Origin of the sequence: Micromonospora krabiensis (assembly GCF_900091425.1) — a bacterium.
GTDB classification, from domain to species: domain Bacteria; phylum Actinomycetota; class Actinomycetes; order Mycobacteriales; family Micromonosporaceae; genus Micromonospora; species Micromonospora krabiensis.
On sequence record NZ_LT598496.1, the window covers coordinates 6,303,390 to 6,322,181 of the forward strand.

At 74.5% G+C, this 18,792-nt stretch carries 18 protein-coding genes; 11 read left to right on the forward strand and 7 right to left on the reverse strand.

Annotated features, from left to right (window positions below; all coding sequences use genetic code 11):
• Nucleotides 1-19: 19 nt before the first annotated feature.
• The gene (locus GA0070620_RS29060; RefSeq protein ID WP_091599543.1) at nucleotides 20-550 is read right to left on the reverse strand and encodes an SRPBCC family protein; all 531 of its coding nucleotides are present in this window, start codon (nucleotides 548-550) and stop codon (nucleotides 20-22) included.
• Nucleotides 551-619: 69 nt separating this feature from the next.
• Between GA0070620_RS29060 and GA0070620_RS29065 the strand changes: the two genes are divergently transcribed.
• Entirely contained in the window at nucleotides 620-1,549 is a 930-nt protein-coding gene (locus tag GA0070620_RS29065; protein WP_091596134.1) for an LLM class F420-dependent oxidoreductase, read from the forward strand.
• A 6-nt stretch (nucleotides 1,550-1,555) separates the two neighbouring features.
• Here GA0070620_RS29065 and GA0070620_RS29070 read toward each other — a convergent pair whose 3' ends face one another.
• Nucleotides 1,556-1,945, reverse strand: coding sequence for a hypothetical protein (locus GA0070620_RS29070; RefSeq protein WP_091596136.1), 390 nt, complete (start codon nucleotides 1,943-1,945; stop codon nucleotides 1,556-1,558).
• 77 nt (nucleotides 1,946-2,022) lie between these two features.
• Between GA0070620_RS29070 and GA0070620_RS29075 the strand changes: the two genes are divergently transcribed.
• Both GA0070620_RS29075 and GA0070620_RS29080 read left to right on the forward strand, forming a co-directional pair.
• Nucleotides 2,023-2,820, forward strand: coding sequence for a hypothetical protein (locus GA0070620_RS29075; RefSeq protein WP_157741728.1), 798 nt, complete (start codon nucleotides 2,023-2,025; stop codon nucleotides 2,818-2,820).
• The gene (locus GA0070620_RS29080; RefSeq protein WP_172836524.1) at nucleotides 2,817-4,088 is read left to right on the forward strand and encodes an FAD-binding protein; all 1,272 of its coding nucleotides are present in this window, start codon (nucleotides 2,817-2,819) and stop codon (nucleotides 4,086-4,088) included. Before GA0070620_RS29075 ends, GA0070620_RS29080 begins: the two co-directional genes overlap by 4 nt.
• 5 nt (nucleotides 4,089-4,093) lie before the next feature.
• Here GA0070620_RS29080 and GA0070620_RS29085 read toward each other — a convergent pair whose 3' ends face one another.
• Nucleotides 4,094-5,236 carry a site-2 protease family protein gene (locus GA0070620_RS29085; RefSeq protein ID WP_091596139.1) on the reverse strand — a complete coding sequence of 381 codons (1,143 nt, stop codon included), beginning with the start codon at nucleotides 5,234-5,236 and terminating at the stop codon, nucleotides 4,094-4,096.
• Between the two features lie 58 nt (nucleotides 5,237-5,294).
• Nucleotides 5,295-6,149 carry an alpha/beta hydrolase gene (locus tag GA0070620_RS29090; protein ID WP_091596141.1) on the reverse strand — a complete coding sequence of 285 codons (855 nt, stop codon included), beginning with the start codon at nucleotides 6,147-6,149 and terminating at the stop codon, nucleotides 5,295-5,297.
• A 182-nt stretch (nucleotides 6,150-6,331) separates the two neighbouring features.
• Here GA0070620_RS29090 and GA0070620_RS29095 point away from each other — a divergent pair, with 182 nt between their 5' ends.
• From GA0070620_RS29095 to GA0070620_RS29110, 4 genes are read left to right on the forward strand one after another with little or no spacing between them, the layout of a single operon-like run.
• On the forward strand, nucleotides 6,332-7,231 hold the full coding sequence (locus tag GA0070620_RS29095) for an ABC transporter ATP-binding protein (RefSeq protein ID WP_091596143.1): 900 nt from the start codon (nucleotides 6,332-6,334) through the stop codon (nucleotides 7,229-7,231).
• Between the two features lie 3 nt (nucleotides 7,232-7,234).
• A complete protein-coding gene (locus GA0070620_RS29100) occupies nucleotides 7,235-8,038 on the forward strand; it encodes an ABC transporter permease (RefSeq protein WP_091596145.1) in 804 nt (267 codons plus the stop codon).
• A gap of 27 nt (nucleotides 8,039-8,065) precedes the next feature.
• Nucleotides 8,066-9,199, forward strand: a complete 1,134-nt coding sequence (locus tag GA0070620_RS29105; protein ID WP_157741729.1) for a sensor histidine kinase — start codon at nucleotides 8,066-8,068, stop codon at nucleotides 9,197-9,199.
• The gene (locus GA0070620_RS29110; RefSeq protein ID WP_091596149.1) at nucleotides 9,196-9,819 is read left to right on the forward strand and encodes a response regulator transcription factor; all 624 of its coding nucleotides are present in this window, start codon (nucleotides 9,196-9,198) and stop codon (nucleotides 9,817-9,819) included. The genes GA0070620_RS29105 and GA0070620_RS29110 overlap by 4 nt, the downstream gene beginning before the upstream one ends.
• 93 nt (nucleotides 9,820-9,912) lie before the next feature.
• On the opposite strand, the gene GA0070620_RS29115 is transcribed toward GA0070620_RS29110, so the two are convergent.
• Nucleotides 9,913-10,833 (reverse strand): L,D-transpeptidase, encoded by a 921-nt coding sequence (locus GA0070620_RS29115; protein WP_231922009.1) that lies wholly within the window; start codon nucleotides 10,831-10,833, stop codon nucleotides 9,913-9,915.
• A 163-nt stretch (nucleotides 10,834-10,996) separates the two neighbouring features.
• Nucleotides 10,997-12,439: an alpha-amylase gene (locus GA0070620_RS29120; protein WP_091596153.1), complete on the reverse strand. Its 1,443-nt coding sequence runs from the start codon at nucleotides 12,437-12,439 to the stop codon at nucleotides 10,997-10,999.
• A gap of 289 nt (nucleotides 12,440-12,728) precedes the next feature.
• Between GA0070620_RS29120 and GA0070620_RS29125 the strand changes: the two genes are divergently transcribed.
• The 4 genes from GA0070620_RS29125 (at nucleotide 12,729) to GA0070620_RS29140 (ending at nucleotide 17,398) form a co-directional block, all read left to right on the forward strand.
• Nucleotides 12,729-14,366: a ferric reductase-like transmembrane domain-containing protein gene (locus GA0070620_RS29125; protein WP_231922010.1), complete on the forward strand. Its 1,638-nt coding sequence runs from the start codon at nucleotides 12,729-12,731 to the stop codon at nucleotides 14,364-14,366.
• Nucleotides 14,363-15,829, forward strand: coding sequence for an NADH-quinone oxidoreductase subunit NuoF family protein (locus tag GA0070620_RS29130; RefSeq protein ID WP_091596155.1), 1,467 nt, complete (start codon nucleotides 14,363-14,365; stop codon nucleotides 15,827-15,829). Before GA0070620_RS29125 ends, GA0070620_RS29130 begins: the two co-directional genes overlap by 4 nt.
• 23 nt (nucleotides 15,830-15,852) lie before the next feature.
• Nucleotides 15,853-16,452: a redoxin domain-containing protein gene (locus GA0070620_RS29135; RefSeq protein ID WP_091596157.1), complete on the forward strand. Its 600-nt coding sequence runs from the start codon at nucleotides 15,853-15,855 to the stop codon at nucleotides 16,450-16,452.
• Nucleotides 16,453-16,543: 91 nt separating this feature from the next.
• Complete coding sequence (locus tag GA0070620_RS29140; RefSeq protein ID WP_091596160.1) at nucleotides 16,544-17,398, forward strand: cytochrome c biogenesis CcdA family protein; 855 nt, start codon at nucleotides 16,544-16,546, stop codon at nucleotides 17,396-17,398.
• Here GA0070620_RS29140 and serS read toward each other — a convergent pair.
• On the reverse strand, nucleotides 17,382-18,668 hold the full coding sequence (gene serS / locus GA0070620_RS29145) for a serine--tRNA ligase (protein ID WP_091596162.1): 1,287 nt from the start codon (nucleotides 18,666-18,668) through the stop codon (nucleotides 17,382-17,384). The two genes, GA0070620_RS29140 and serS, sit on opposite strands and share 17 nt — an antisense overlap.
• Nucleotides 18,669-18,792 lie beyond the last annotated feature (124 nt).

The following is an 18,792-nucleotide window of genomic DNA, read 5'->3' on the forward strand; positions in this document are numbered from 1 at the left end:
GGCCCGCCGCCGGCCGGCCTCAGTCCACGCCGAGCCGCCGGGCGTACGCGTGGCGCAGTTCCGGCCAGCCGAACTCCCGCGCCTCCGACCCGCGGATGGGGCCGACCGGGTCACCGTCGAGCAGACGGGCGGCCACGTCGAGGCAGAGGTGCCAGCCGGCGGCGACGCTCGGCACGAGGTGCGGGTCGGCCACCGTGTGCCGCAGCGTGACCAGGCTCCCGTCGGCCGTGGGATCGACCTCCCACCGCAGCAGGTCGTCACCCCAGGTGTACTCCAGCCGGTGCGGCGGCTCGGCCCGGCGAACGGTCGCGGCGTGCTGTTCCCGGTTATCCCCGTCGACGAGGGTGAGCACGGCGGGCCCGGGTGACCCGAGGTCCCGGTCGGCGAGGAACGGCGCCCACTCGGCCAGCCGAGCCGGGGCGGTCAGCAGGGCCCAGACGGTGCCCGCCGGATGCGGCAGCGGGCGGGGCAGGACCAGGGTGCTCGTCCCGTCGGTGGTCTCGCAGCTCGCCGTCAGCGGCGGGCTCGGCTGGAATGCCGTGCGGTCCATCATCGCTCCTGACTGTCGGGGTGGCCCCGTCCGTCGGCGGGCCCGCGAGCGGGTCCATATGCTCAGGTCATGGAACTGCGGATCTTCACCGAACCCCAGCAGGGCGCGAGCTACGACGAACTGCTCGCCGTGGCCCGCTGCGCCGAGGACGCCGGTTACGCGGCGTTCTTCCGCTCCGACCACTATCTCAAGATGGGCGACGTGAGCGGGGACCCCGGCCCGACCGACGCGTGGACCACGCTGGCCGGCCTGGCCCGGGAGACCAGCCGGATCCGGCTCGGCACGCTGATGACCGCCGCCACCTTCCGCCTGCCCGGGCCGCTCGCCATCACCGTCGCCCAGGTCGACCAGATGAGCGGGGGCCGGGTGGAGCTGGGCATCGGCACCGGCTGGTACGGCGAGGAGCACACCGCGTACGGCATCCCGTTCCCGTCGCTGGGCGAGCGGTTCGACCGGCTGGAGGAGCAGCTCGCCGTCATCACCGGCCTCTGGGCGACGCCACCGGGCGAGACGTTCGACTTCGCCGGGCGCTACTACCCGGTGAGCGGCTCGCCCGCGCTGCCGAAGCCGGTGCAGGCACCGCGCCCGCCGATCCTGCTCGGCGGCATGGGCGCGAAGCGCACCCCGCGCCTCACCGCCCGCTACGCCGACGAGTTCAACCTCCCCTTCGCCTCCGTCGAGGACACCGTGGCCCAGTTCGGCCGCGTCCGGGACGCCTGCGCCGAGATCGGACGCGACCCGGCCGAGCTGCGCTGGTCCAACGCGCTGGTGCTCTGCTGCGGCCGGGACGACGCCGAGGTCGCCCGCCGGGCCGAGGCGATCGGCCGGGACCCCGACGAGCTGCGCGAGAACGGCCTGGCCGGCACCCCCGGCGAGGTCATCGAGAAGATCGGCCGGTACGCCGCGACCGGCAGCCAGCGCCTCTACCTCCAGGTGCTCGACCTCGCCGACCTCGACCACCTGGAACTCGTCGCCGCCGAGGTCATGCCGAAGGTCTGACGCCGCTCAGCCCACCGGACCGGGACCGCGCAGCACGGTGTCCAGCCGTCCGTCGCGGTCCCGGTCGAGGTAGGTGACGTCCGGCACGCCGTCGCCGTCCAGGTCGACCTGCACCACGTCGGCCAGACCGTCGCCGTCGAGGTCGGTGACCACCTCGACCGACCCGTCCAGGTGCCGGGTGACGATCGACCGGCCGCCGTCACGCTCCACGCGCGGCGGCGGGCCGGGCGTGGGCACCGGCGTCGGCGCCGGCGGCGGCGCCGGCGTGGGCCGCGGACCCGGCGACGACGCCCCGGGGTACCCGCTGACCGGCTCCAGCCCGCTGCCGGTCGGGTCGATCTCTTCCTCGGACGGGAACACATCGCCGCGTGGGGCGGGATCTCGATAACTACTCATGGGCGTAGGGTTCCCCCCGACGCCGTGGGCAACCGTGCCCGATCGCCCGGTGCCGCCCGGTGCCGGGGTGGCGGAGGATGCTCGCACCGACGACCACGGTCGGGAACGGGGGTCACGTCGTGGAACTGCGCCGGAGCCGAGGATCGCTCGTGCTGCCCCTGGTCTGCGTGCTGGCCGGGGTGTTCCTGCTGGCGCTGCCCAGTCAGGCGGCGGTGCTGCGGACGGCCGTCGCGGTCGGCGTCATCGCCCTCGGTGGCGCGGTGCTGCTCTCCGCGCTGCGCCCGTTCCGGTTCGCGATCGGCCCGGACGGCCTGACCGTACGCCGGCCCGGCCTGCGCCGGACGATCCCGTGGACGCAGGTCGACGCGCTCGTGCTCGACCAGCCGCTGCCCCACGAGGGCCGTCCCGTCCCACCCCGCCTGCTGCTGGTGCCCGCGGCGGGCGTCACCGTCGGCCCGCCCCCGGCCGGCCGGCACCCGGTCGACGGCCGGCCGGCGGTCGAGCTGCTCGACCTCGGCCAGGTGCGCGACCGTCCGGAGGAGGTCGCGGCCGTCCTCGCCCGGTTCGCCGGGGACCGGTTCCTCGACGCCGACGGCACCCGCCGGGCCGCCTTCGCCGTGCCCGACCTCGCGCTGGGGTTGCGCGGTTACCGCACGGACGTGGTCGACCGGCTCGTCCGGCGGGGGCAGGAGGCCCTCGCCTGGGGCGGCGTACCGCAACGGCAGGCCGCCCGGGACGCGATCGAGCAGGCCCAGGCCGCCGGGCCGGTCGTGGCCCAGCGCGGTTACGACCGACGTCAGGTCGACGAGATCCTCGCCGCGCTCGGCGACGCCCTCGCCGACGACCGAACCACCGACCGGGAGCCCACCCTATGACCACCCCCCTCGACCACGGCGGCGACGCGGTGCCGCGTCGCAACTGGGCCGGCAACGTGCGGTACGTCGCGCAGCGCCACCACCGACCCACCGACGTCGACGAGCTGCGGCGCCTCGTCGCCGGCAGTCGGCGCCTCCGGGCCGTCGGCACCGGCCACTCCTTCAACCGCCTCGGCGACAGCGCCGGGGACCTGGTCAGCCTCGCCGGCCTGCCCCCGGAGGTCACCCTCGACCGAGACCGGGGGACCGTCACCGTCGCCGCCGCCCTGCGCTACGGCGACGTGGCCACCCGGCTGCACGCCGAGGGGTACGCCCTGGCCAACCTCGCCTCGCTGCCGCACATCTCGGTGGCCGGGGCGATCGCCACCGGCACCCACGGCTCGGGCGAGGGCAACGGCAACCTCGCCACCGCCGTCGCCGCGCTGGAACTGGTCACCGCCGACGGTGACCTGCTGCGGGTGGACCGCGACGCCGACGGGGACACCTTCGCCGGCATGGTCGTCTCCCTCGGCGCGCTCGGCGTGGTCACCCGGGTCACGCTCGACGTGGTGCCGACGTACGACGTCCGCCAGTACGTCCACCTCGGCCTGCCGCGCGCCGAGCTGGACGCGGCGCTCGGCTCCGCGTACAGCGTCAGCCTCTTCACCGACTGGCGCTCGCCCCGCATCGGCCAGGTGTGGCGCAAGCAGCGGGCCGACCAGCCGGCGCCACCCGCGGGCTGGCTCGGCACGACGGCGGCCGACGCCCCGCAGCACCCGGTGCCCGGGATGCCGGCGGAGAACTGCACCCCGCAGTTCGGCGAGCCCGGGCCGTGGCACGAGCGGCTGCCGCACTTCCGGCTCGGCTTCACCCCGAGCAGCGGCGACGAGCTCCAGTCGGAGTACCACCTGCCCCGGTCGGCCGCCGCCGAGGCGCTGGCCGCGCTGGACCCGATGGCCGACCGGATCGCGGCCGTGTTGCAGATCTCCGAGCTGCGCGCGGTGGCCGCGGACGGGCTGTGGCTCAGCCCGAACCACGAGCGGGACAGCCTGGCGATCCACTTCACCTGGATCGGCGACGAGGCGGCGGTCGCGCCGGTGGTGGCGGAGGTGGAGCAGCGGCTGGCGCCGTTCACGCCCCGCCCGCACTGGGGCAAGGTCTTCGGCCTGGACGCCGAGGCCGTCGCCGCCGCCTGGCCGCGCTACCGCGACTTCCGGGCCCTCCTGGACAAGCTCGACCCCGAGGGCACGTTCCGCACCGACGAACTGGACCGCCTCTTCCCCCGCTGACCCGGTCAGCGGCGGGAGAGGGCGGGCTGGTCGCGCAGGGTGTTGCGCTGGACGGCCCGGCTGATGTCGCTGGGCGAGACGATGCCGACCAGCCGGTCCTCGGTCACCACCAGGGCCCGCCCGTCGGCGCACTGGCTGAGCCGGGGGAGCAGGTCGTTGAGCTGCTCGTCCGGCTCGGCGAGCACCAGGTCGTCGGCCCGGCAGGCGACCTCACCCAGGGTCGTGCGCGGCCGGCGGTCCGCCGGGATGCCCCGCACCCGGTCGAGGGTCACCAGGCCGACCGGTCGCCCGTCCTCGGTCAGCGGCAGCGCCGAGTGCCGGTACGCGAACAGGTAGTTGTCGACGAAGTCCGCCACCGTCATCTCCGCCGACGCGGTCTGCGGCTGCGGGGTCATCACGTCGGCCACCCGCACGCCGCGCAGCGCGCTGCCCATCCGGGCCTGCCGCTCCTCCATGCTGGCGGCGCCGATGAGGAACCAGCCGATCAGGGCCAGCCACAGCCCGCCGACGCCCACCCCGGCGAGGAACTGCCAGAGGCCCAGCCCGATGAGCAGCACGCCGAGCGCCCAGCCGGCGCGGGACGCGACCACGGTCGCCTTCGTCCGGTCCCCGGTCCACCGCCACACTCCGGCGCGCAGCAGCCGTCCACCGTCCAGCGGCGCGGCGGGCAGCGCGTTGAAGACCGCCAGCAGGATGTTGATGCCGGCCAGCCACGCCAGCACACCCAGCAGCAGGCCGCGGTAGTCGACCTGGGCGAGGATGATGGCGAACGCCCCGAAGACCAGCCCGATGCAGGCGCTCACCAGCGGCCCGATCCCGGCGATGCGCAGCTCGGCGCCCGGGTCCTTCGCCTCGCCGTGCAGCTCGGCCACCCCGCCGAACAGCCACAGCGTGATCCCGCCGACCTCCAGGCCGTTGCGTTTGGCCACGATCGCGTGGGACACCTCGTGGGCCAGCAGGCCGAGGAAGAAGACCACCGCCGCGACCAGGCCGGACAGGACGTACAGGGCCCCCGGGCGGTCGGGGTAGGCGCGGGGGAACTGGTTGGCCGCCAGCCCCCACCAGATCAACGCGAAGATGACCAGGACGCTCCAGTTGACCCCGACGGGTACGCCCGCGACCCGGCCAAGCCGGAAGCTCGCCCTCATGGCTCCGTGGTACCCCCTCAGCGTCCCGCCATGCCAGCTTGCCCCGGCCGGGCTCCGGTCAGCGGCGCGGGCTCTCGCTGGCGATGGTCTCCCGACGCGGGAGCGCGGCGGCCTCCAACGCCCAGTTCAGCGCGTAGTCGGCGACCTCCTCCCAGCCCTCCTGCCCGACGGTGAAGTGCGAGCGGCCGGGAAACTCGTGGTACGCGGTCAGCGCCCGCGACTTCGTGTAGAGCGCGGCGTTGCTGCGGACCACCGTCGGCGGCACCACGTGGTCGGCGCCCCCGGCGAGCAGCAGCAGCGGCGCCCGGTCGTCCCGCCGGGTGTCCACCTGGGCGGGTGAGCGCGGGTCGAGGTTGGCGAAGGCCCCCTCGAAGAGCACCCGCCCGGCGCCGGGGACGGCGTAACGCTGCCAGGCCCGGTCGGAGTCCGCCCGGCTCATCGTGTTGCCGAACGCGTAGTGGAAGTCGTCCTGGGTGAACGGCACGGCCTTGTGCCGGTTCGCCGGGCTGCGCAGGATGCCGAAGGAGGACCGCAGGGTGCTCAGCGGCAGCTTGAGCACGCCCTTGATCTGTGCGGGATGGACGCCCACCGCGGCCGCGCCGAGCCCTCGGTCGACCAGGAGTTGGGTGATCAGCCCGCCGAACGAGTGCCCCATGATGACCGGCTGGCGGGGCATGATCCGGATCATCTGCTCGTAGTGGTCGACGATGCCGCCGATGCTCTGCTGCGCGATCGGGCTCGGGTCGTCCCGGAGCTGTTGCACGTCGGCGTCCATGCCGGGCCAGGCGGGGGTGAGCACCCGCAGCCCGCGCTGCGCGTACCGGGCGGCCCACCCCTCCCAGCTGAGCGGAGTCATCCACAGCCCGTGGATCAGGACGACGGTGTCGACGTTGCCCTTCGGTGTGCTGCTCATGGCGTCCTCCCCGGCGTCGCGTGGTGCGGCACCGGCGGTTACCCGGCTGACGTCCCGGAAATCCTGCTCGTCGGAGGTGTCCTGCCCGTGGGGAGGGGCGCCGGCCGCCCTGACAGATGTCACGGGCCGAACGTGACGGGCGCTCCGGGTGCCGGACGTGTCACCGGCGGAGCATTTCCGGCATGACCAGTACGCATCCGGCCGTCGAGCTGAGCGGCCTCACCAAGACCTTCGGCGCGGTCACCGCCGTGGACGGGCTGAGCCTGCGAGTGGAGCCCGGCGAGGTGGTCGCCTTCCTCGGACCGAACGGCGCCGGCAAGACCACCACGATCGACATGCTGCTCGGCCTGGCCCGCCCGGACGCCGGCCGGGTGCGGGTCCTCGGCGGCAGCCCGGTGGACGCGATCGCCCACGGCCGGGTGGCCGCGGTGCTCCAGACCGGCGGGCTGCTCAAGGACCTGACCGTCGGCGAGACGGTGCGGTTCACCGCCAACCTCTACCGGCACACCCGCCCCGCCGCCGAGGTGCTGGAGCGGGCCGGCATCGCCGACATCGCCGACCGGGTGGTCGGGCGCTGCTCCGGCGGCCAGCAGCAGCGGCTGCGGTTCGCGCTGGCCCTGCTGCCCGACCCGGACCTGATGGTGCTCGACGAGCCGACGACCGGCATGGACGTCGAGGGGCGCCGCGAGTTCTGGCACGCGCTGCGGCGGGACGCCCGGTCCGGCCGGACCGTCATCTTCGCCACCCACTACCTGGACGAGGCCGACGCGTACGCGGACCGGATCGTGCTGGTCCGGCAGGGCCGGATCGTCGCCGACGGCACCACCGCCGAGATCAAGAACCTGGCCGCCGGCCGGCTGGTGCGGGCCACCCTGCCCGGCGCCGACCAGGCCGTCCTCGCCGCGCTGCCCGGCGTCGACGCGGTCGAGGTGCGCGGCGACAGCGTGCTGGTCCGGACCGGCGACTCGGACGAGGTCGCCCGGCACCTGCTGACCCGGACCGCCGCCCGGGACGTCGAGATCACCTCGCGCAACCTCGAGGACGCCTTCCTCGCCCTCACCACCGACCGGACCGGAGCCTGAACGATGACCACCACCCTGCCGGCCGGCGCCGCCGCCACGACCGCCGACACCCGCCGTCCCCCCGCCCTGGGCGGCTTCTCCCCGGCCCTGCTCGGCATCGAGCTGCGTCGGGTGCTGCGCAACCGCCGCACGCTCGCGTTCACGCTGATCATGCCGGCCGTCTTCTTCCTCATCTTCGGCCTGCCGGAGCGCGGCGAGCAGCTCCCCAACGGCCGGTCGGTCATGGCGTACGTGATGGTCAGCCTCGCCGTGTACGCGGCGATGGTCGCCACCACCAGCGCGGGCGCGGCGGTCGCCACCGAGCGCGCCCTCGGTTGGAGCCGTCAGCTACGGCTGACCCCGCTGCGACCGGTCGCGTACGTCGCCACCAAGGTCGCCACCGCGATGGTCCTCGGCCTGGTCGCGGTCTGCGTGGAGTTCGCCGTCGGGGCCGCCGCCGGTGTCCGGCTCCCCGTCGACGTCTGGCTGCTCTGCGGGGTCGCGGCGTGGCTCGGCTCGCTGGTCTTCGCCGCCTTCGGCCTCTTCATCGGTTACCTGGTGCCGGCCGAGAACGTGATGCAGTTCATCGGGCCGATCCTGGCCGTGCTGGCCATGTTCGGCGGGCTCTTCGTGCCGGTCGAGGTGCTGCCCGAGGTCATCGCCGACATCGCCCGCTTCACCCCGGTCTACGGCGTCGGCGAGCTGGCCCGCGCCCCGCTGACGGGGGACGGCGTGAGCCTGGGGGCGCTCGCCAACCTGGTGGCGTGGACGGTTCTCTTCGCGGTCGCCGCGACCCGGCTGTTCCGCCGGGACACCGCCCGGGTCTGACCGGGACCGGACGTTAGCGTGGACCCGATGGACGTGGCGACGGGTCGGGCCCAGCCGGGGAGTCGCATGTGGCGGCTCACCGGCTGGTTGCTGGCCGCGGTCTGGCTCTTCTTCCTCAACGTGCCGTTCGCGACCGCGCTGCGGCAGGACGAGCCGTGGCGGCGGGCGCTCGGGCTGGGCACGCTGGTCGCCTTCGCCGTGGCGTACGTGCTGGTCTTCGAGTGGGCCCGGTCCCACCGGCAGGCCAGCCGGCCGATCCCGCGCCGCCGGGCGGTGGCCGCCGTGCTGGGGTTGCTCGCCCTCGGTGTGCTCGGCATCCCCGGCACCGACGGCGACTGGATGACGACTCTGGTCTTCGTCGCGGCGGCGGCCGTGTTCCTGCTCCCGCCGGCGTGGGCGCTGGTCGTGGTCGTGCTGGCCGCGCTCACCCCGCCGGTCGCCGGCCACCTGGTGCCGGGCTGGGCCGGGGAGAGCACGATCGTCTTCGCCGTGCTGCTCGCCTCGTTCGCCATGTTCGGGGTGTCCGCCCTGGCGCAGCGCAACGGCGAACTGCGGGCCGCGCAGCAGGAGATCGGGCGCCTGGCGGTCGCCGAGGAGCGGGCCCGCACCGCACGCGACCTGCACGACATCCTCGGCCACTCGCTCACCGTGGTGGCCATCAAGGCCGAGCTGGCCGGTCGGCTGTTGCCGGTCGACCCGGCCCGGGCGGCGGGCGAGATCGCGGACGTGGAGCGGCTGGCCCGGTCGGCGCTGGCCGACGTGCGACGGACCGTCGGGGCGTACCGCGGGGTGCGGCTGGCCGAGGAACTGGCCGGTGCCCGCTCGGCGCTGGCCGCGGCGGGCCTCGTTGCGGAGCTGCCGGACGACGTGCCGGAGCTGCCGGCGGAGCGGGACGAACTGTTCGCCTGGGCGGTGCGGGAAGGGGTGACCAACGTGGTCCGGCACAGCGGGGCACGGCGTTGCACGATCCGGGTACGCCCGGACGAGGTGGAGATCGCCGACGACGGTCGGGGCCCGACACCGGACGCGGCGGCGACGGGTCACGGTCTCACGGGCCTGCGGGAGCGGGCGGAGCGGCAGGACGCGACGGTGACCGTCGGCCGCCGCCCCGACGGGCGGGGCTTCCGGCTCCGGGTCGGCGTGCCGGGGGAGCAGCGGTGAGCGCGCCGATCCGCGTGCTGCTCGCCGACGACCAGGCTCTGGTCCGGGGCGCGCTGGCCGCGCTGCTCTCGCTGGAGGAGGACCTCACCGTGGTGGCCGAGGTCGGGCGCGGCGACGAGGTGGTGCCCGAGGCCCGGCGCAGCGCCCCGGACGTCGCCCTGCTCGACGTGGAGATGCCCGGTCTGGACGGGATCGCCGCGACCGTGGCCCTACGGGCCGCGCTGCCCAGCTGCCGGGTGCTGGTGGTCACCACGTTCGGTCGCCCGGGCTACCTGCGTCGCGCGATGGAGGCCGGCGCGAACGGGTTCGTCGTCAAGGACACCCCGGCCCGACAACTGGCCGAGTCCGTGCGCCGCGTCCACGCCGGCCTGCGGGTGGTCGACCCGACGCTGGCCGCGGAGACGCTCGCCACCGGGGCCAGTCCGCTCACCGACCGGGAGACCGCGGTGCTGCGCGCCGCCCGGGCCGGCGGCACCGTCGCCGACCTGGCGCGCGCCCTGCACCTGTCGGAGGGGACGGTACGCAACCATCTCTCCGCGGCGATCGGCAAGACCGGCGGCCGCAACCGCGCGGACGCCGTCCGGATCGCCGAGCAGAACGGTTGGCTGCTCGGCGACTGAGGCAGCCCGCGGCCGGGCTCGCTCGCGGCGGCCGGCCGGCTTCCCGGCGGCCGGGGCCGGGGCCGGTGGCGGTGGCGGTCGCCGGTGGCGGGGTCAGGCGGTCGGCGGCGGCTCGGGAAGCTCCTCGACGACCACCACGCTGCTGCCCGGCCGCACCTCGGCCAGCAGCTCCCGCTGCCCGCTCGGGGTCAGCCGGATGCAGCCGTTGGTGGTGCTCTTGCCCAGCTCGCGGTCGTGGTACCAGGTGTGCAGGCCGATGTGCGCGCCGCGCAGACCGGTCGGCACCGAGTCGGGGTCGTCGGGCACCGAGCCGAGGGCGAAGATGTCCACCCCGCCGTAGACGTCCTGCGGCGGCGGGGTCCGACCGAGGATGAACGTACGACCGAGCGGCGTCTCCTGCCCGCGCTGGCCGAGGCTGACCGGCCAGGTGCGGACCGCCGCACCCTCCCGGTACCAGGTCAGGCGGTGCAGGCGGCGCTCGACCACGATCTGGTCGCGTAGTTCGACGGTCTCGTACCCGCCCGCCGGGACCCACGCCAGCCGCCGGTTGGCCGAGGGCAGCAGCACGGCGGTCCAGCCGGTCCGACGCTCGGCGATCGGCATGGTCACCTCGACGCCGCTGATGGTCGGTGCGAGGAAGGCCAGTGGCTTGCCGCCGGGCGCGTTGTAGGCGGCGATCCGCCGGGTCGGGTGCAGCCCCTCGGTCAGCGCAACGGTGTCCATGGTGGCCGGGTCGGCGGGGAAGCCGCCGGGCGCCGGGTCGTACGTGACCGTCGGCAGGTTCGCCGGCGCGGGCGCGGCGGACGGGACCGGCTCGTCCGGTGTCTGATCGACGTCCGCGTCCGCGGGCGCGGCCGCGGACGCGGTGGCCACTGCTCCCTGCGGGTTCGTGGGCTCCGCGGTCGGGGTGAGGGTCAGGCCGACGAGGAACGCGGCCACCAGCAGCACCGGCACGCCCACGCCGGCGACGAGCCAGCGACGACGACCGGGAGCGATCATTCGGTCAAACGGCACGAAAATCACTCTAAGGGTGATACCCGCCCGCAGACCCCACCTTCACAAAACCCACCCCCGGCCCCGCCCTCGGGGCCTCGGACCACTCCGGCGATCAAGAGGTTCGCGTCAGTCCGGGGCCGGATGCTGACGCGAACCTCTTGATCAACACTCCAGGCGGGGGTCAGAGGCGGGCGTTGACGTGGATGGCCACGGCGTCGTGGGCAGGGACGTTGGCGGCGAACCAGCCGTTGCCGTCCACGGTGATCACCGGTCCGCTGCACGAGCCGTTGCTGAAGGTGCCGTGGATGACGTCGCAGTAGCGGCCGGCGGGCAGGCCGGTGGAGTACGACCGTCCGTTGATCGCCGCGTCCTCGTCGTTGATCGTGATGTAGCCCTTGCCGGCCCGGCTGAACGCGATGTGGTTGTTGCCGTTGTCGTACCAGTTGGCGACACCGGCGCCCTCGGTGGCGTTGCGGAAGCCGACCATGTTGGCGATGACCGGCCAGCGGTGCTCGCACTCCCAACCCGAGTAGCAGGCGGTGTTCAGCGTCTTGTTGGTCGCGTCCGAGGGTGGCCCCTGGTCACGGCCGCTGAAGGTGTAGCTGGACATGACGGTGGGGGAGCCGTACGGCCAGGCCAGCATGAACGCGTTGGCCAGCGCGTAGATGCCCCGGTCGCGGTAGGTCAGCACACCGCCGTCGCGCTGGGTGTCGTGGTTGTCCACGAAGACGGCGGCCGGTCCGCTCGGCAGGTGGCCCCAGCCCTCACCGAAGTTGCGCAGGTACGCGAGCCGCTCCGAGCGGAACACCCGCGCCAGGTCCTTGCCGTAGCGGAACTCGTGCACGTCCCCGTTGCCGGTGTACTCGCCCGGCTGGATCGGCTCGCCCGCGCCGTATATGACCTCCTGCACGATGTACGCCGACCGGGACAGCCGCGACCGCAGGGCCGCGATGTCGGCGGCCGGCATGTGCTTGCTCGCGTCCATCCGGAACCCGTCGACGCCGAGGGCGAGCAGGTCGTTGAGGTACGCGGCGAGCCGGCCGCGTACGTAGTCGGACTCGGTGCGCAGGTCGGCCAGGTTGACCAGTTCGCAGTTCTGCACCTCGTACCGGTCGTTGTAGTTGGCGATGTCGTCGTTGCCGTTGCGGCCGCAGTGGTGGAAGTCCTGGGTCTGGTAGATGCCCGGGTAGTCGTAGTGGCCGTAGGTCGACCCGGCCCAGCCGGTGCCACCCGCGTCCTGCCCGGACATGTGGTTGACGACCGCGTCGACGATCACCTTCACACCCGCCGCGTGGCAGGTGTTCACCATGGACTGGAACTGCGCGCGGGTGCCCTTGCGGGACTCGATCCGGTAGCTGACCGGCTGGTACGCGACCCACCACTGGGGCCCGCGTACGTGCTCCTGGGGCGGGGAGACCTGCACGTAGCCGTAGCCCTTCGGGCCCAGGGTGCTCTGGCACTCGGCGGCGACCGACGGCCAGTTCCACTCGAAGAGCTGGACGATGACCTTCTTGGTGCCGGCGGGGGCCGCGGCGGCCGGGGGTGCCGTCACGGCGGTCGGGGCGAGGAGGGTGGCGAGCACGGCGGCGGTGAGGACCGCCGCGCGGCATCGGCGTCGATGCATCGGGGGCTCCTGACGGGGTGGGGTGGGAGGCGTGGCACAGCGGGGGAGTCAGCCGTGCTTGCCGGGAACTTGCAGCCACGGCTGAAATTTTCCGAAAGGTTACAAGCGTATTGCAGTGACTGTCAACGCATGGACATGTGTCGCTGCCCTCCGGAGCGCCCCGACCTGCGGCGATCCCGCCTACACGCGCGGTCACCCCGCCCGGTTCGATCCGGCGGAGGAAATTTCTCCGCCGTCGGTGATCCGTCCACGCCGTCGCTCCGTACTGGAGGGGGGAGCGGGTCGGTCGGTGGTGCGCCGCCGTTGGACGATCGAGGAGCAGATGGCCCGGGCAAAGCAGAACCAGAAGGCGACGACGGTCCGGAGCAGCACCAGCAGTCGCGGAGTGCGGGCACGGTCCCGGTCCTCGATGGCCGTGCTGATCGTCTCCGCGCTCGCCGCGCTGTGGGCGGCCGTCATGCTCACCGGCGCCGGCCAGCGCGCCTACGCGTACGGCTTCTTCTTCACCGAATTCTTCGCCGGGGTCGTCACCCTGGTCTCGCTGAGCCTCACCGTGATGCTGGGACTGCTCGCCACCGACCGGCTGGTGCTGCTGATCCGGCACCGGGTGCTGCTCCAGTCCGCGCACCGGGCGACCGGCGTCCTCGGCGTCGTCGGCCTCCTGTTCCACGTCCTCACCAAGATCGCCACCGGGCGGGCGGCGAGCACGGACGCGGTCGTGCCGTTCGTGTCCGGCAGCGGGCTCTACGTGGGGCTCGGCACGGTGGCCGCTCTGCTGATGGTCAGCGTGCTCTGGACCGGCATCATCCGGGCCCGGTTCGCCGGCGTCGGTCCGAAGTGGCTCTGGCGGACACTGCACTCCACGGCGTACGTCGCCTGGCCGTTCGCCCTGCTGCACGGCCTGTACGCCGGTCGTCCCGCGAAGTCCTGGGTGATGGTCAGCTACCTGACCTGCCTGCTGCTGGTGGCGCTGGCGCTGCTGGTCCGGCTCTCGGTGACCCTCGGGCGGCGCAGCCGGGAGCAGCACCAGGCCGCGGCGATGAACCAGGCCCTCGTCGGACGCTCCACCGACGACGGGCGCGGCCGGTCCGTGCTGGCCGGGCTGGGCCGGCGCGCCGAGGCCAAGCTGGCCGCGCAGGCCGCCCGGGAGCGCCGCGAGGCCGAGTGGGCGCAGGCCACCGCCCAGTTGTCGGTGCCGGCCGGCGGTCGCCGCCACGACCCGGAGCGGTTCACCGTGCCGGTGGTGCCCGAGCCGGGCACGCTGCGTGAGCCCGTGCGGCCCGGCCGCCGCCAGCGCGACGAGGAGACGGCCGCGCCCACCCGGTCGCGTCGCCGCCGCGCGGACGAGCCGACGCCGAGCCGGTCCCGGGACCGGTCGGAGGAGGTGGAGACCACCCGGTCGCGTCGCCGCCGCGCCGAGGAGCCGGCGGTCACCCGGTCCCGCACCCCGTCGGAGGAGGTGGAGCCGAGCCGGTCGCGGCGGCGCCGGGCGGACGACGAGGTCGACGCAGCGCGGTACGCCACCACGTCCCGCCGCCGCAGCGACGAGCCGGAGGAGCCGTGGACCAGCCCGCGCCGGTGGGAGGCCGCCGAGCCCGTGTCGGCGGAACCGATCTCGGCCGGTCCCGTCTCGGCCGGCCCGGTCTCCGGCACCCCGATCTCCGTCGAGCCGCGCAGCGGCGCCGGCCGGCACAGCGCCGAGGAGGACGTGCCGGAGGAGCCGGACTACTGGCGGCCGCCGGCCCGCTACGCGCCGGAGCCGCCCCCGGTGCCGGTCGACGACACCCCGACCCTGGTCGACCTCGCGTCGCGGCGGGCCCGACGGGCGGCCGGTGAGGGCCGGTCCGGCCGGCGGAAGCGGGCCAACGCCAACGCCGACGCGGTGGACGGGGCGTACTGGGCCGGGCTGCGGGGTGAGGCGAAGTGATTCGGACGACCGTGCCACCGGTCGCGTGCGTCGGCGAGCCCCGACTGACCGCCGGTTTCGCGGAGTTCGGCCGGCTGGACCACGCCGCCCACGAGGAGGTGCACGGCCCGCTCGGTCCGATGGAGCCGGCGAGCCTGCTCCGCCTCGCCGAGGGCATCCAGCTCAAGGGCAAGGGCGGGGCCGGCTTCCCGTTCGCCCGGAAGCTGCGCGCCGTGCTGGAGTCCTGCGAGCGGCAGGACCTGAGCGCCGTCGTGGTGGTCAACGCCACCGAGGGCGAGCCGGGCAGTTGGAAGGACAAGGTGCTGCTCACCCGGGCCCCGCACCTGATCCTCGACGGCGCGGCCCTGGCCGCGTACGCGCTGGACGCGGACGAGATCGTGCTCGGCGTCGCGGACGACGGAGTGGGGCGGGAGTCGCTCATGGACGCCCTCGCCGAGCGCCGGATGCCGGTGCCGACCACCATCGTCACCGTGCCGCACCGCTTCATCTCCGGCGAGGGCGGTGCCCTGGTCAACGGGATCAACGGGCTTCCGCACATCCCGCCCGGCACCAAGAAGCGCGCCAGCGACTCCGGCGTCAGCGGGCTGCCGACCCTGCTCTCCAACGCGGAGACGTACGCCCACCTGGCCGTCGCCGCCCGGCTCGGCCCGTACGAGTACGCCGCCCTCGGCACCGACGACGAGCCCGGCACCGTGCTGCTCACGGTGACCGGCGCGGCCGGCCGACCGGCGGTCGTCGAGTGTGCCGCGGGCACCCCGCTGCGCGACATCCTCGATCTCTGCGAGGTGCCCGACGGCCCGGGCATCCTGACCGGCGGCTACCACGGCAAGTGGATCAGCGCGGAGGCGGCGGACCGGGCGGAGATCTCCCGCAAGGGGCTCGCCGCCGTCGGCGGCACGCTGGGAGCCGGGATCATCATCCCCCTCGGCGCCGACACCTGCCCGCTCGGCGAGGCCGCCCAGGTGGTGCGCTACCTCGCCGGTGAGTCCGCCGGCCAGTGCGGCCCGTGCAAGATGGGCCTGCCCGACCTGGCCCGCGCGGTGGACCTCGCGGTCGCCGGCAGTCAACCGGCCGACGTCGTGCGGGCCGCCGCGGGCGAGGTGAAGGGTCGTGGGGCGTGCAGCCACCCCGACGGTACGGCCCGGTTCGCGCTCTCCGCGATCGAGGTGTTCGCCGAGGACCTGCGCCTGCACTCGACCGGCGAGGGGTGTGGCCGGCGGGTGCGGGCCGTGATGGGGCTGCCCGGCGCGCCCGACGACAACCCGCAGAAGCTCACCCTCGACTGGTCCCGCTGCGACGGTCACGGGCTCTGCGCGCACGTGGTGCCCGACTTCATCCGGCTCGACGGCAACGGCTACCCGGCCTTCCCGCCGACCCCCGTGCCGACCTGGCTGCGCGAGGGCGCGATGAAGGCGGTCAAGGTCTGTCCGGAGTTGGCCCTGCGGCTGGCCAAGGCCGAGTAGCGGCCACGACGAGGGGAGACGCGATGTCGACCGTGGACGGCGGAGAACACGCACGCCCGGCCGGGGCACGGGGCCTGGCCGTGGTCGTCGCCCTGCTCGCCACGCTCGCGGCCGGCACCTCCTGCGCGACTGGTGAGCCGCGCGCCGACGGCGCACCGCCCCCGGAACCGGCCGTGGCGGCAGGTTCCCCGCCGGCGGCATCGTCGACGCCCGCGCGGGTGCCCGACACCCTCGCCTTCACCGGCACCACGCTGGACGGGGCGCCCTTCTCCGGGGCCGCGCTCGCCGGCCGGCCGGTGGTGCTCTGGTTCTGGGCGCCGTGGTGCGCGACCTGCGCCAGCCAGGCGTGGACGGTGGCCGAGGTGGCACCGGCCTACCGCGACCGGGTACCGATCGTGGGCGTCGCCGGCCTCGGCGAACAGCGAGCGATGAAGGACTTCGTCACCGAGTTCGAACTGGCCGGGACGCCGCAGATCGACGACCGGGCCGGCGCGCTCTGGCGGCGCTTCGAGGTGGTCGAGCAGAGCACCTTCGTGATCATCGACCGCGGCGGGAAGGTCGTCCACCAGGGCTTCCTCGACGGCGAGGCGCTCACCGCGCGGCTCGCCGAACTGGCCCGCTGATGACGCCCGGCCCACCCTGGCACCGGCCCGCGTCGGTGACGCCGCCGGGCGGGCCTGAGGCGCGCCCTCGTCAACCGGTCCGCGCGCCCCGATGACCGGCGGGCTGCTGCTCGCGCTGACCGCCGGCATGCTCGGCGCGGTCAACCCGTGCGGCTTCGCGATGCTGCCGGCGTACCTGTCGCTGCTGGTGGCCGGCCCGGCGGGCAACCGGGGCGCCGTCGGCCGCGCCCTCACCGCCGCCGCCGGGCTGACCCTCGGGTACGTGCTGGTCTTCGGCGCCTTCGGTCTGGCCGTGGCGCCACTCGCCGAGTGGTGGCGACCGCAGCTGCCCTGGATCACGGTCGTGCTCGGGCTGCTGCTGGTGGCGGCCGGCGGCTGGCTGCTCGCCGGCCGGTCGCTGCCCGCTCCCGGCCCGCTCCGCCGGGCGCCGCGGCTCACCGGGTCCTGGCCGTCCACCGTGCTGTTCGGCGCCGCGTACGCGGTCACCTCGCTGGGCTGCGCGATCGCCCCGTTCCTGGCGACCGTGGTGACGAGCCTGCGGGCCGGGTCGGCGCCGCGCGGGCTCGCGCTGTTCGGGGCGTACGCCCTCGGGATGGGCCTGGTGGTCGCGGTGGCCGCGCTCGGCGTGGCGCTGGTGCGCGACGGTCTGGTCGCCCGGCTGCGCGGCGCCGGCGCGCTGGTGCCCCGGCTGAGTGGTCTGGTGCTGACCGTCGCCGGCGGCTACGTGGCGTGGTACGGCTGGTACGAGGCCCGCCTGGCCGCCGGCCACCGCGACGCCCTGACCGACCCGGTGGTGAGCGCCGCGACGAGAGCCCAACGCGCCCTGGCCGAGGCCGTGACCGCGCTGGGCCCCACCGCGCTCCTGGCCACCCTCGCCGCCCTGCTCACCCTCGCCGCGATCGTGCGGTTCCGGCGCCGCCCCGGGCGGGTCAGGCGCCCGGGGTGAGGCGGTCGACGCCCAGCTTGTCGCGGAGCACCTCGGGCACGACGACCGAGCCGTCGGGCTGCTGGAACTGCTCCAGGATCGCCGGGAACAGCCGGCTGGTCGCCAGCGCCGAACCGTTCAGCGTGTGCACGAAGCGGGTCTGCTTGCCGCCCGGCTCCCGGTAGCGGATGGCCGCCCGGCGGGCCTGGTAGTCGCCACCCCAGGAGACCGACGAGACCTCCTTGTACTTGCCGGTGCTCGGCATCCAGACCTCGACGTCGAGGGTCTTCTTCATCGAGGCGCTGGAGTCGCCGGCCGCCAACAGGCTGGTCTGGAAGTGCAGGCCGAGCTTGCCGACCAGGCCCTCCACGTGCGAGACCATCGACTCCAGCGCGGCGTCGGCCTGCTCCGGCAGGGTGAACTGGAAGATCTCCACCTTGTTGAACTGGTGACCGCGCACCGTGCCGCGCTCGTCGGAGTGCGAGCCGGCGGCCTCGCGCCGGTAGCACGGCGTGTAGGCGAACGCCTTCAGCGGCAGCTTCGCGGTCTCCAGGATCTCGTCCTGGTAGGCGCCGAGGATCGCCGTCTCCGCGGTGGGCAGCAGGAACTGGCCGCGCGGGGCGGACTGCTTGTCCAGGTGGTAGACGTCGTCGTAGAACTTCGGGAACTGCCCGGCCGCGAAGCCGGCGCTGTCCAGCAGCAGGTGCGGCGGGAGCAGGAACTCGTAGCCCGCCTGGATGTTCTGCTCGATCAGCCAGTTGACCAGTGCCCACTCCAGCCGGGCGCCGACGCCCGTGTACATCCAGAAGCCGGAGCCGCCCAGCTTGACGCCCCGCTCGTGGTCGACCAGGCCGAGCGCCCGGCTCAACTCCACGTGGTCGCGGACCTTCTCGATGGCCGGCTGCTCGCCGAAGGTCCGGACGACCCGGTTGGCCTCCTTGCCACCGGCGACCACGTCGTCGGCGGGCAGGTTGGGCAGCTCGCTCATGGTGGTGCGCAGCCGGGACTGCACCTCGTCCAGCTCGGACTCCAGCTGGGCGAGCTGCTTGCGCTCCGCGTCGGCCGCACCGACCTGCGGCTCGACGCCGGCCCGCTTCGCCTCCGCGTACGCCCGTGCCTCCGCCTTGCGGCGCTGCCGCTCGGCGTCGATCTCCGTGATCAGGGCGCGGCGCTCCTGGTCGAGCCGCTGGATCTCGTCCAGGGCCCGGTTGACCTCGGCGGGATCCAGTCGCTTCGCCAGCGCGGTCGCCACCGCCTCGCGATCCTTCCGGATCAACTCCATGTCGAGCATGCTGCTCCGTACGCCTCCGTCCGGGGGTCTGGTGGACCCCCAGATGCTACCGCCGGCCCCGCCCACGCCCGGACGCACCGTCGATCGCCGCCCGGACCGTGGCGGGCGACCGGGGCCGGCGCCC